This window comes from Haloarcula limicola, from assembly GCF_010119205.1.
GTDB classification, from domain to species: Archaea; Halobacteriota; Halobacteria; order Halobacteriales; family Haloarculaceae; genus Haloarcula; species Haloarcula limicola.
The window spans coordinates 76,678-89,872 of sequence record NZ_WRXM01000005.1 but is presented as its reverse complement, the minus strand read 5'-3'; the positions used below and the strand labels follow the sequence as shown (position 1 = coordinate 89,872).

Here is a 13,195-nt window from a genome sequence, read left to right as displayed (position 1 = left end):
TACTTATGCGATTACACCGACTCCATCTCACGAACTTCCGCCAGTTTCGGACGGGAACAATTACGTTCGCACAAGGTGGTGAGCAAAACGTTACTGTCGTCCACGGCCAGAACGGCTCGGGGAAAACGACGCTGAAAAACGCTCTGACGTGGGTGCTATATGACGAAGTGGACTTCACCCTCCGGCCCGATAAACTTGCTAGTCAAGGGTCGTTCGCCGAGACTGAGACGGGTGACACTGTCCGTGTCGAGGCCGTACTCGAGTTCGAAGACGAAGATATCGACTATGAACTCACCCGTTGGGTCGACTACCAGAAACAGTCGGCAAGCGACTACGAAGGGGAGATCATCGACAACGGTCTCTCGCTGACGTTTTCAGAACCCGATGGTACCAGAGGCACGCGAAATAACCCACAAGACGCCATCGAACAGATACTCCCAACGCGGCTGAGTTCGTTGTTCTTCTTCGATGGCGAGTATATCACTCGCCTCTCAGAGACGCGGAGTCAAGACGAGATCAGAGCCGCTATCCAGAATATCATGGGGCTCAAGATTATCGAGCGCTCGATCACCCACCTCGAGGCTGTCGAGGAGCGCTTCGAAGACGAACTACAGGAGGCTGCGAGTACGGAGCTCAAGTCCCTGATGGACCAACGGACAACGCTTCGCGAGGAGAAAGCCGATCGAGAACAGGCACTTGGTGCGGCCCAGGACACGAAAGCTCGGTTAAACGAGGAGATCGACGAGATCAAGCACAAACTCGAACAAATAGACGATTCATCCGAGTTAGAAGAAGAGCGTACAGAACTCGAGTCGGAACTCGAACGAATCAACGCAGAGGTCGACGCCATTAACGACGACATCGAAGACACGATCAGCACTCAGGGCCATCTCCCTTTTGCCATGCCAGCGGTCGAAGAGACGGCAAAGGACCTCGACCGACTCCGCGAGGAGGGTGTACTCCCCTCGGAGGTGTCGAACCAGTTCATCGACCGATTGCTAACTGACGGCACCTGTCTCTGTGGCCGCCCGCTCGAACCGGACACAGAGCCATACGCCAAGGTCACAGCGTACCAATCAGAGGATGTAACTGAAGGGTTCGATCAGGCTGCAATACGTATCATCTCACATCTCACCCAGCTGGATTCAGAGCGGACCGACTATTTCGAGCGCATCTCAGAGCTACTCGAACGGCGCTCGAAACTCCGTGACCGGGAACAGGAGATCGCAGAACAGCTGAGTGAGATCAGCGCCCAAGTCGAAAAGATAGACGTTGTTGACCCCCAGACCGGAGAGACTCCAGCAGAACTGGAGTCAGCACGAGATTCGAAGGCTGACCAACTCAGCGAAACGGAAAGCGATATCGTCCGCCACGAGATCAAGATTGAAGAGTTAGATGAAGAGCTGGCAGAGGTAAACACCGATATCGACGAAGCACGGCAAGATAAAAAGGAGGCCGAACTCGCGCGAAAGCGGATGCGGGCTACAGAATCAGTCCGTCGACAGCTGGAAGCATCGTTTGACGACCTGCAAAAACGTGTCCGCAACTGGTCGAATAAACTTGTCGAACAGACCTTCGAAGAGATCGCGACCAAGGGATATCAGGCAGAGATTACAGACGCCTTTGAACTCCACATCAAAGACCAGGTCGAAAACGAGTATCTCGAAGTAGAGAAATCGCGTGGTGAGCGCCAAATTGCAAGTCTCACCTTCATCGGAAGTCTGGTCCAGATCGCCCGAGAACGTTACGAATCGAGCGACGATACAGAGTATTTCAGCGGCGGTATCTATCCTATCATGATGGACTCCCCGTTCGGGGCCCTCGATGATGACCACCGTCGACAGGTGAGCCGGGTCATTCCAGAAATGGCTGAGCAGGTAATCATCCTCGTGACAGACTCACAGTGGCGAGGACCGGTTGCAAGCGAACTTTCCGCGATTGCTGGGCAGCAGTATCGTCTCGAGTACGACGCTGGTGACAGTGCAGAGACATTCCCCCAGACAACGATTGAAAACGAAACTGCGGTTACGGAGCCCTAACCATGCCAGAATCAACTATTCGACAGAACTACTATCGGCATTCGCTGTACGACAAAATGGTCGAAGAGTGGGACCTCTTCAATACCTACGTCGACCTCTTCGTCTTCGCTGGGTGTGTGGGGTATGCAACTATCGACCGAACGACCGCTGCGGGCTACGATACGAGTGAGTATGCGGGAGAAGGCAACACGCAAGGTGAAATGCTCTGGATGCACCTCGCGAACAAGACGACCTATCGAGCGGTTGCAGCCTCTATTGCTTATCAACATACAGGTGACCCTGAAGCACTAGTCGACCCGCAGCTACAACTCGAAGTGCTCGCTCGGTATGCACGAGCGGGTATCGATCGTCTCGAGACGGAGTTTGGAGAATCGGCAAGCACCCCCAGAGATGGGCTTATTTCGTTCATCGAGAACGAGCAGCCGAATGGTGACTCACAACAGGAGGATATCCTCGGGACCATCGCCGCAAGTTTCGACGAAAGTAAGATCGGAGAGTAAACGGTCTGAAGTGGTGGTAGCCAGCATGTTCAGGAGATAGAGTACGACCGCCAAATAAGAAGTATTCTCTCGCAGAGAGTCTAAGCTCGCCTCTCTGATAGAAGAATAATAGAAGCGGACAGCAGGATTAGCAAAACCATTTCATCGTTCTGTATTCTTCAGTACCGTAACCTATTTCTGTACTAATAACGTTCAATCTGTGTATCATATGGGGGATATTACCTCACTATCTGCCGGTGATGAGTGGCCGAATCATTACCGCGGATTCAGTCTACAGATCAGCCCGAACGGCAGTATCTGGTGGCAGTTATACAGCGGAACTGACCGATTAGAGCTGTCATCGCCGCCCACCGAACTCGTCGAGACACTCCTAGAACTGAAGCATCTCGGCGGTCGCATTCATATCACTGAGGATGGACACGTACTGACGAGAGTCGAAGAGGACGAGTCAGATGACTACATCGACATCTATGTCGGCGATATCGAACTCGATGGAGAACTCGTACCGCAGGACAATCCGGAGTTCGGTATTCCACTCCGGCCGGATGAACTCTCCTCAGGCGACCTGTGGCCCAGCGTCTATGATGGCAGCCGCTATTCGTTCGCTGGGGAACGCGTCTGGTGGCAGAACGGATCGACCAATCGACGCCACATGGTGGATGGAAAATTCCCACAGGATATTCTCGAGACGCTTCGTCGCTACAAATCCAGTGGCGGGTCATTCCGGATAACGCCATGGGGCGACGTGATCACCCTGGTTCCATCACATCCTGCACCCGGAGAGGTTCAAGCGCAGTTTGGGGACCTCCCACGAGTGGTACAGAACATCATCAAGCTCCGGAAAGAGCGGGGCGTGGAAATGTTACCCATATATATCGGTAACGTCGGCGACGCCACAATCGAAGTCACGGAGCCACGGTCGCTCACGGACGAACTCTCGACGGAAGAACGCGATGCGCTCTCATCTTGGGCGAGTGGACTGGGACGGACCTCGACTACGTCACCCGCTGCACACGAGACAGAGAGTCAGCAGCAACCTTCTGAGGAAGACATACCGTCGACTGATGAGGCAGACGATGTGCCTCGCTTTGATGACGACCCTGTCGACTGGATGCGTGACAATATCGAGAAGAAAGAGGAGTAAGGATGAGTGCCAGACTCACCGACGAAACGACGACGGTGCCGATAGCAGATGCTCAAGACGTGGAAATCGAACCAGGGATGCCATGGCCCTCTGCATACCGTGGGTCACGGTATAGCCTCGTCACGTCGAGAGAGCACAAACAGACCGTTTTTCAGTGGAAGTACAATGACTTGGTGGCGATGGTTGATCCGCCCACAGGGCTCCTTGAGCGACTCAGTGAACTCGGTAAGTCACGGGGGAGCGGGAAGGGGAGCGTTCGCGTCACCGCAGGCGGCGAGGTCTTGACGAAGATAGAGAGTAGCGAGTACGCCTACGCAAATCAGGCACCCGTCGACTCTGGCTGGATACCAGTCTACCTCGGTACACTCGACGGCGAACCTGATTTTGATATTCAAGTAAATCCAGAGATAGAGGCGAGCAACGTCACTGTTTGGAGTGGGTTCCCGTTCAATCATGGTGAGCGATGGGCAGTCAGCTACGACAATAGGCTTATCTGGAAGTGGCAGGATTACCGGTTCTACTCGGCATTCGAGCACCCAGAACTTATCGAAGCCTACCAGGAATTCCGGACCACTGCCGGACGTCTATACATTAATGAGTACGGTCACGTATTCGTGAACGTCCCACAGCAGCAGGTTCCAGAGTCCAAAAAATCGGAACTCGCTGCAATTCACTCGAAGTGGGAGCAAAAAACTGAGCGACAAAATGACACAGCAGCCCAGCGGCTGGTTACCCGCAGGCTCAAGGTGACGGGCGGCGGTAATCCAGAAGAGGGCCATTTGCCGCTCTATATCGGGCATCTCTCGCAGTTTGATGACGGGCTGATTCCACGACCTGTCGTCGAGGATGAGACCTACTACGTCGCTGCTGCCCACGGCGAAGAGCTCTCGGACTACTGACCATGGGCCGACGCTTTCCGACGCCGATAATCGGCGTAGCGACCGAAGAAGAGCGCTATCGAACAGTTATCGGAGTGGTTGTGGAAGCGTCAGGTCCACTAGCATGGGCAACATTCCGAGACCGATGTCAACGGCATTTGCTGAAGCCAGATACCGGAGAACAGTACTCCGACTCGTATCTTGATCGGATTCTTCCAACGTTTGCAAACCTAGGGGTCATCCAACGTACCGATGATGGCGTTCGCCCGTCACCGTTTGCCACAGACTGGTTCCATGGAGACTTAGCCTTCTCCGAGTTCGTCTGGAAATCACTCAAACGAAGCTGGGTTGCGATGGGCGAAAAACCGGAGGGGATTGAGGGTCTCGACCGGATACTTCGAACAGTTGAAGCCGCATCTGATGGGCTCAAGTTCGGTGAAATCCAAAATCGGCTCGCAGCCAACCACGGCTATGAATTCAACGAGGAGGGGGTTCGGGGCTATCCTGATCTCCTCCGGATACTTGGTGTACTCGAAAAAGACGGGCACACATATAATACGACAAGCGAGGAAGTCGTCGAACGATATAAACGACGCTTCCGGAATACAGATATTTTCGATACGCTCGAGAGTCGGCTCAAGCGTGAGGGTACCACAGTTGACCCACCGTCTCGGACTGCCAAGCGGGACATGATGAAGTACTACATGTACCGCGAGTCCGGGGGCTGGTATAAGCGCAGACAGTGGTATAAGACGTTCTGGCGGAATTATCTTCAGAAAGCAACCCGGGACGGTAACACTGGTGACGAGCTTCGCCGGAAAAATGAATATCGGGAAGCACAGAACCGTCGGAGAGATCTCCGAAACGAAGTGATAGCTCAGTACGAATTTTTGGACTCGAAATCGCTACGTGGTCTCTCAGCAGGCGTTCTCGAACGCATGCGAAACGCCGATACCGAGCGAGAGGCCCAACGGATTCGCATTTCGGCAGGCAGTGGTATCTCTATTGCTGACCTCGAATTACTGGCCGACTCAGACCGAGACTCATATACATTCTCAGATGGGTTCTCGCTGTACGGTTGGCAGCGAGAAGCAGCCGATAGGTGGTTTTCTGATGACAATGGCCGTACCCCAGAGACAGGTATCGCTCAAGTTGTAACTGGTGCTGGGAAGACGGTAATGGCGTTGGAGGTGTTGCGACGGTGGCTTCAACAAGACGATGACCGAGTAGCAACGGTTATCGTGCCGACGAAGGTCTTGCTGCATCAGTGGCTCACGGAGCTCGTCTCGACGCTGAACGTGCCTATTGATGAGATCGGCTGGGCCGGCGGTGGGCACAAAGACGACTTTGGGGACTGCCGAATTATGGTCAGTATCGTCAACAGCGCGGTCAAAAATGACTACCTTCGTGAAGCTCTCCAACAAGCAGACGAACCCGACCACCTACTCGTTGCTGACGAGTGTCACCGCTACACTGGCGAAAAGTTCTCGAATATTTTTTCCTACCCTCGAGCAGCCTCACTTGGTCTCTCAGCAACGCCAATCTCTCGAGAGGATGAGCTGACCTCCGCAGATAAAATACTGCTCCGAGAGCTTGGCGAGATATACTACCGACTTACATACGATGAGGGGATACAACGCGGTCTCATCCCCGAATTTACGATAGAATATGTTGGGTTCGAGTTAGCCGACCCTGAACGGCGCGCCTACGAAGAACTTTCGCGCCAGGTATCGAATGCTGTCAAGGAAATAAAGCAGCGATACGACCACCGTCTCCACGAGCTGAGCGGGAGTTTTGCCAGAAAACTCCAAGTTATTCGAAACAACACGGATGGTCCAACCGGCCCGATATCGGATTACTTTCAGTATACACAGGAGCGACGTGAATTAGTAGCAAACGCGGCCGCACGACAAGCGATCACGCTAGATTTGTTGGAACAAACAGTTACCGCCGACCAGAAAGCCATCGTCTTCCAAGAGCGCATTGAACAGCTCGAACAACTCATCGCTCCTGTCGAGCGGCGTGGGGAGAATAATCGAACGGGCGAATTGGCAGATGATGCCCCAGAGCACCGGCGTCTCTACGAGACGTTTGAGGGGCTTGAAGAAGTCGACCAAGCGGTCGAGACACTTTTCGCAGATACTGATTACTGGCCCGTGATGTATCACTCAGGTCACTCTCGTGACATCTGGAATGATATCGCGATGGATTGGTTCCGCGAGGACGACATGGCGAACGTCATGCTGAGCGTGAAAGCGCTCATCGAGGGAGTCGACGTTCCGAGTGCCGACGTCGGTATCGTACGGGTGTCCAGCAGTAGTATCCGTCAGCGTATCCAGACACTCGGGCGGATTCTCCGGACCGGCGACGATATCTCACAGGAGTCAACTCTGTACGTTCTCTATGCGCGTGATACCGTCGATGAACGCATCTTCCAAGAGTACGATTGGCAGGAAGAGCTGGCCAGCGCTAAAGTCAAACACAAAATCTGGGAGCGTGAGGGCGATGAGAGTTACTCTGACGGCCAAATTAGACCAGCTGACCCCGAAGAGTACCCACCTCGTCCAGAGCCAGAAATTATTCCAGACCCAGACGAGTTGACGATTGGTGATGACTACGAAGGGACGCGTGAACCCATCAAACGCGTAAGTGTCGATAGCCGCGGTCGATTATTCGAAAAGACTCGGAACGGTCGGCAGTATCTATCGACCGAGACCTTCGAAGAGGTCATCGAATTCGTCCGCCGCGAGAAAGGCGGCGGGACGATCATCGTGAATGAGCACAATCACCTGCTTACCATCCTCCAAGATGGCCCCGTCTTCCTCGGTACAGTGGAGGACCCAGACGTGTTTGAACCGACTAAGAACACGCAACAAACGATACACAGTGACGGTGTGACTTCCGAATCTCAAACGAAATCAGACGAGGACACAAGTCTAACCGACGAACCTGACGACTTCGATGACATCTTCGGATGAGCGGGAATTCCTGCTCAGACAGTCAATTTCCCTAGATATATCGAGATTATTACTGGTGAGGGATCAAAAGCTTTGGTCAAAATGACCGAGGCGAGATGGTTTCACTTCAAGCAGTTCTCAAGACGTGTTCTCGATTTAGCGAGACAGTTTGGGAGTTACATCAGAAACGAGACCCTGGAGCTCGGCGAGAGTGAGCGGCTCGATTTTAACGAGTTCTCCCTCAGCAGTGTAGAAGATAGTAAGTTCGACATCGTGGTCGGGATACACCGATGTAAGCACGTGATAGTAGACACTAAGCTGTTTTCGGTACTCAGGCTGGCCGGTTCGCACTCGGTCGGTCTTGTAATCCACCACTTGAATAGTCGTGGGAGTGCGATGAATCAGGTCAATAATGCCCGCCAACAGGACACGTCCGTTTTCCATCTTTAGAGGAAGGTGAGCATTCTCCTCGGCGATGAGATCTCCAGAGAGCCCATCAAGGAACTCTTGTACGCGCCGTTCATCCGGCGTTGACGGCTCGCCGTTACCGGTCTGAGCATAAAGCTCGGCAAAGTCGTGAACGCGCTGCCCGTGTTCCATCCCGAGGCCATCTTCGCCGGCTCCCTCAACCTCATCCATAATATCGTGTGCAGACAGCCGCAGGGGCGTTGTACTGGTTCGTATTGCTGGTTCATACTGTGACACCGATTCCGTCTGAAGGCTCTGTGGTGTTACGTCAGGCTCGAGGAGATCGGCCGAACAGTCTAGTTCCTCGAAGAACGTGCAGGGTTCCTGCCCGGCACTGAAGAGGAGATGTTGCTCCGCTCGCGTCATAGCTACATAGAGGAGCCGTCGCTCTTCGTGATACTCAGTCGGGATACCTGCTGAGAGGAGATCATACCGCCAATTGGGAAGGACGTAGGGGCCATCGTATGCGTCAGTGGCGACGTGGGTTTGCTGGAGACCGAGTTCATCGGAATAGCGAATACGACCGTCGCTGCCACCGGCTGGCGGGAACGCTCCCTGATTCATGTTGGCGATGATAACTATCGGATACTCGAGTCCCTTTGCAGCATGGATGGTCTGGACTGTTACTGAATCGCGACCAGTTCGGTTTTCGACCTCGACCGTACTCTCATCTGCCCAACTTTGCTGGATAAGTCGAACGAGATCGCCCCTGGTTAGCGACGTCGACTCTAATGTATCTTGGAGCGTGCTGACCAGTGCATCAGCGTATCCATCGTTGAGGCCATATCGGTCAAGAACGCGCTGAGCGAGTGACCCAACACCAGTCAACTCCTGTAGTTCATTCCGGAATTCGACCATGTCATCGGGGTATCGTTCTTCCTTGAGGATGTACTCGGCCTCCGGGAGGGTGTAGCCGGCCTGTTCTAAGATGACAGTCCAGCCCTTTCGCGGATGAGTGTTCTCGACGATGCGAAGCCAGGCCAACACCAGTTTTGCATGGTCGGTATCGAATAGCTCCATTCCCCCCTCGTAAGCAACAGGAATGCCGTAGTCGGTAGCGGCCCGTTGAAGATCACGGCCGAATCGTCGGACCCGTGTGAGAACGGCGATATCGGCGTACGTCGGTGGCCGTCCTGTAGTCTCATCCTCGTCTGCTTCGATTGTGTATTTCGGGTTTCCGACGATGTCCTGTATCTTGGTGAGGAGTGCATCTATCCCTTGGTCCGACTCGCTCTGGAAGGCTTCAATCCGTGTCGGGAGGTTATGATCGACGTTTGCTGACAATGGAGTAATACCGCTGGGATAGCCCTGCCGGGAGACGTCATCACTGCCGGTAGCCGGTAACGAAAGACTCTGTTCGGAGAAATCGAGAATACGCTGGGTTGACCGATAGTTCTGTTCAAGCTCTATCTCTTCGACGTCTGGCGCTTCGAACGGGATGCGGTCAGTGTCGCTGTTGAGTTCTTCGATGTACCGGTTGAGACGCGTCTCGAAATCGAGAATGTTCTCGACTGCTGCGTGCTGAAAGCCATAGATGCTCTGTTTCCAGTCGCCAACAACACACAGGTTGTCTTGTCCAGTAAACAGCAAGGCGATCTTGAACTGGAGCTCGTTCGTGTCCTGGAACTCATCTATCATCACATAGTCGGCCTGTAACTCTTCGCGGAGCGTGTCGTTTTCACAGAGCAAGACGAATGCGAACAGTAGTTGCATCCAGAACGTGAGATAGTTGCGTCTAAGCGCGAACCTGATGTAGTCGAAGTACAGGTCATGAACGAACGCTTCGAGCGCCGAGCGGTCGCTTTCGAAGGCATCCCAAACAACGGATTCTGTCGCTGCTTTCCCGTCTCCCCGAACCGTGTCTTCGGTGGGAGCATTCGGTTCGTAGGGTTGACCCGACCAGCCGCTGAGTGCACTCCGCATATCGGACTGACGTGAGCCATCGTTTTGCGGAGCGTTTGCCTTCGAAAGTGCCTCCTCGAAGAGCTCTGAATCGCCATTGAGATAGCGCTCACTCTGCCGGTACCAACCATTACGTTGAGGGAAGACACCCTTTGCAGCGAGTTCACGAATCAGCCGAAGGAACGTTTCGGGGTCGTTCACAACTTGGAAGAACTGCTCGTATTCGGGATTATCGTCGATGAACTGGCGAGTGAATTCACGAAACCGCTCGGCTTCGACGACTTCTTCTGCGAGCACATCGGCAGTAGGCGCGAGCGTGTCCTCGATGCCTAAATAGGTCGGTGCGAGGAAACCGTGTGTCCCAAGTATCTGATTACAGAGGCCGTGGAACGTCCCGATCGGCGCATCACGAAGCGCCGCCATCTCGTAGTCACAGTGGCGGACGATTCGTTCTCGCATCTCGTCGGCTGCGTTCTCCGTGAACGTGAACAGCCGTACATCTTCAGGGTCGACAGCTGTTTGGTCGATGATGGCCGCATAGCGTCGCGTGACCGCATAGGTTTTCCCAGTACCCGCGCCGGCATCGACGAGATAAGTTCCCGTAAGTTCGTCAATAAGTTTCTGCTGTTGCTCGTTCGGACCAGCAGGCTCATCGGAAGTTGCGGTCTCCTCACGTTGCTCCGGGGCTGAATCGTCAACAGGCGGCGAGTCAGTCACTGGTCATCACCGCCGACGATTAACAATGGATGGTCAAGGCGATCATCGTTCGGGTCGCCGACAGGGAAACCAGAGTTGCGATACTCGTTCACTTGGTTGATCCATGTTTGCAGGAATGTCTCATACTCATTAAGGTCTCTGCCGAATAGCTGCCCGTTACGCAGCCCGAATAACTTCTTCATTGTCGAACGCGCCCCTTTTCGGACATACTTGTAGTCGCCCACGTGGTCAACACAGTGGCTTTCAAAGGCCGAGGTGATTGGCGAGTCCAGTACCTCGTCTTTGGACTCTGCATCGGGGTAATCGTGGCTCGTAAAGAACGCCGCGTACGGTTCGTATTCCATTCGTTCGAGTGTTTTACGTCGGTTATTGCTCTCAGCAAGGTCCTCCCAGAGCCATTGATAAACCGACTCGGAGCCGATATAGTCGCTGAATCGGTCGGGAGTATACTCGACCTCGGTCACAGTCTCATGAACAGAGACATCATCACGACTGACAACTGCCTTATCGACAATATCGAGGAAGTACACAAAACGGAAGGAAAGAGGCTGTTCAGGGGTAACAGTTCGATGGTGTGCGAGATAATGATGAGCCTGAAAATTTGGTGTGTCGCTTGGGTTCTCTATGGCTCCGTCTTTGAGGACTGAAGTAGCGGTACTTTGTGAACCGGTTTTGTAATCGACGAGCGTTGTGGGGTCCTGAACAAGGTCGACGACACCGTGGCCACCTAAGTCTTCATTCTCAAACCGCTGTTCGGTTACAGTTGATTCCAGTTCCTGGCCGAGATGAGTCGCCAGACTCTGTGACTCGCTAAACGACTCGTATCCATTGTATACCCGCTCTTCGATTTCAATATCGTCCAAGTAATCCGTAAGCAGGTCCAGACCAACAGCAGCGGTCGTTCGCCACGTTTCAACATCGTGCTGGTCTAAAAACGGGCGCTGCTCGTCAACGAGCCAGTTCAAGACCGCCTCACGGTTCGTACGAATAGCCTCCGGTGCGACAGTATAGAGTTCGGCAACATCGTGGAAGGCAGTACCCCGCTGGCGAAAATGGTCCGTCGAGCTCTCGACAAGCTCCGAGATATAGTATTCTCGTGGGCAGTTGACGAGTGTACGCAATGTAGACTGGCTGAGTGAGGTGACTGGGTCACTCGATGAAACACCATTCGGTGGGTCGTGTTTGAACGGTGTTGAGCCACCAAGCGATGGTCCCCCGTGTCGTGTCGATGGCAGGTCCCCGAAACTGTCAAACTTCGAGTCTAGGAGGTCTTCAAAGTAGAGACAGGGAGTGACTGGATCGCCACCAGTTGCATCGACGACGAAATAATGACGCTTCTGGCCGTTCTGGAGAAGGAGCTGGAAACGTTTGAGATTCAGTGCATCTTCTTGCGCCGTGTCGACCCATGGCCGCTCAGGGACCGCCCGCTCCCAACTCCGGTCGAGGCCAATGTAAAACACGGTCGGTCGGTCGACGTAGACGGAAGAGGTCGCTGATGCCAGTAGGACACCATCAGTCGATGACTCGAACGGGACATCGAACGTATCCAGATAGAACAGAAGGTCGTCAACGCGCGACTGTGTTACTTGGCTATCGAGAATTCCCACTGTCTCCAGTTCGGTCTCTAAGTCCCACATCGGCACTGCCGTACGGTTACTGTAGGCTGCAAGCACCTCGCTAAACGACAACGACGGAATCCGGTCAATAAGGTCAACTACGTCTTGGACCGCATCGTCAGTGACTGTTGATAGTCGCCGGTTTTCGTCGTCAATTGGCGGCTCGATAGCCATCTGTATGAGGAGGGGCCGGATGTCGCTCAGTCTGAGGTCGTCGCTGTCAAAGGCCGCTCTGAGGAGCCGAAGAAACGCTCGGACGGACGGCTGATCCTCAAAACCAGGGCCGCCTCGGTATGGAATGTCATTAGCGGCGAAGGCGGTCTCCACTAACGTCGCATATCTGCTCCCCCGATTGAGAACAATACCGACGTCCTCAGCGTTGTTTGCATCGATATAGTTTACGAGTGTATCAACGATTTCTGTCGGTGACTCAAAGATACGGATCTCCGGGAGTTCGTATGTTCCTTCGGCGAAAAGGTCCACTGACTTGTATCCCGACGGAACAACGGTGTCATCCAGCGGCGTGAAAAACTCCTCACCAGCCACGACGACATCATCCGCTACGGGGTCGGAGTCAGCCAAGTCTCGATACGTACTCCGCTCAGCTCGGACGACTGCCAGTGCCTTCCGCATCGCAGCGGTATCATACTGCGCTTGCAGTACGTTTTCCGGGTCTCCAGTCCGATCCCAGCAGTCCAAGATGTGTTGGACGGTAAATGCCGCTTCTTTCCAAGAGAGGGTCGTTTGGTCAATAATGGCGAGGAAAAGCGGTCGCTGGTCTGCTGGGACCATCTGTCCCGACGCATGGCTACGCGGCGTTGCAGCGAGTCTCCCTAGGCGAGGTTCCTCTAAACGTCGGTCGAGTGCGAGCGTGAGTGGACCCTCTGTCGAGAGAACAGTGTCAGCACCAGCGACCTCATCGTAGATATCGTCAATAGATCTAGCCCGTTGAATTGCCACGCTTACTCTGGAGT

The 13,195-nt window shown here is 53.9% G+C and carries 7 protein-coding genes; 5 read left to right on the top strand and 2 right to left on the bottom strand.

Features of this window, described 5'->3' with window-relative positions:
* Nucleotides 1-5 precede the first annotated feature (5 nt).
* The 5 genes from GO488_RS18600 to GO488_RS18580 all read left to right on the top strand — a co-directional run bounded on the left by GO488_RS18600 (nucleotide 6) and on the right by GO488_RS18580 (nucleotide 7,539).
* On the top strand, nucleotides 6-2,039 hold the full coding sequence (locus GO488_RS18600; protein WP_162319349.1) for an AAA family ATPase: 2,034 nt from the start codon (nucleotides 6-8) through the stop codon (nucleotides 2,037-2,039).
* Nucleotides 2,040-2,041: 2 nt separating this feature from the next.
* Complete coding sequence (locus GO488_RS18595; RefSeq protein WP_206674440.1) at nucleotides 2,042-2,539, top strand: hypothetical protein; 498 nt, start codon at nucleotides 2,042-2,044, stop codon at nucleotides 2,537-2,539.
* A gap of 208 nt (nucleotides 2,540-2,747) precedes the next feature.
* Nucleotides 2,748-3,683 (top strand): hypothetical protein, encoded by a 936-nt coding sequence (locus GO488_RS18590; RefSeq protein WP_162319348.1) that lies wholly within the window; start codon nucleotides 2,748-2,750, stop codon nucleotides 3,681-3,683.
* Between the two features lie 2 nt (nucleotides 3,684-3,685).
* Nucleotides 3,686-4,582 (top strand): hypothetical protein, encoded by an 897-nt coding sequence (locus tag GO488_RS18585; protein ID WP_162319347.1) that lies wholly within the window; start codon nucleotides 3,686-3,688, stop codon nucleotides 4,580-4,582.
* Between the two features lie 2 nt (nucleotides 4,583-4,584).
* Nucleotides 4,585-7,539, top strand: coding sequence for a DEAD/DEAH box helicase (locus GO488_RS18580; RefSeq protein WP_162319346.1), 2,955 nt, complete (start codon nucleotides 4,585-4,587; stop codon nucleotides 7,537-7,539).
* 135 nt (nucleotides 7,540-7,674) lie between these two features.
* Here GO488_RS18580 and GO488_RS18575 read toward each other — a convergent pair whose 3' ends face one another.
* Nucleotides 7,675-10,605, bottom strand: a complete 2,931-nt coding sequence (locus GO488_RS18575; protein ID WP_162319345.1) for a UvrD-helicase domain-containing protein — start codon at nucleotides 10,603-10,605, stop codon at nucleotides 7,675-7,677.
* Complete coding sequence (locus tag GO488_RS18570) at nucleotides 10,602-13,181, bottom strand: PD-(D/E)XK nuclease family protein (RefSeq protein ID WP_162319344.1); 2,580 nt, start codon at nucleotides 13,179-13,181, stop codon at nucleotides 10,602-10,604. Before GO488_RS18570 ends, GO488_RS18575 begins: the two co-directional genes overlap by 4 nt.
* Between the last annotated feature and the right edge of the window lie 14 nt (nucleotides 13,182-13,195).

What these genes read in the sequence shown, in the direction of transcription:
- GO488_RS18600 (WP_162319349.1), top strand. Translation starts at nt 6, where the DNA reads ATGCGATTACACCGACTCCATCTCACGAACTTCCGCCAGTTTCGGACG.
- GO488_RS18580 (WP_162319346.1), top strand. Translation starts at nt 4,585, where the DNA reads ATGGGCCGACGCTTTCCGACGCCGATAATCGGCGTAGCGACCGAAGAA.
- GO488_RS18595 (WP_206674440.1), top strand. Translation starts at nt 2,042, where the DNA reads ATGCCAGAATCAACTATTCGACAGAACTACTATCGGCATTCGCTGTAC.
- GO488_RS18590 (WP_162319348.1), top strand. Translation starts at nt 2,748, where the DNA reads ATGGGGGATATTACCTCACTATCTGCCGGTGATGAGTGGCCGAATCAT.
- GO488_RS18585 (WP_162319347.1), top strand. Translation starts at nt 3,686, where the DNA reads ATGAGTGCCAGACTCACCGACGAAACGACGACGGTGCCGATAGCAGAT.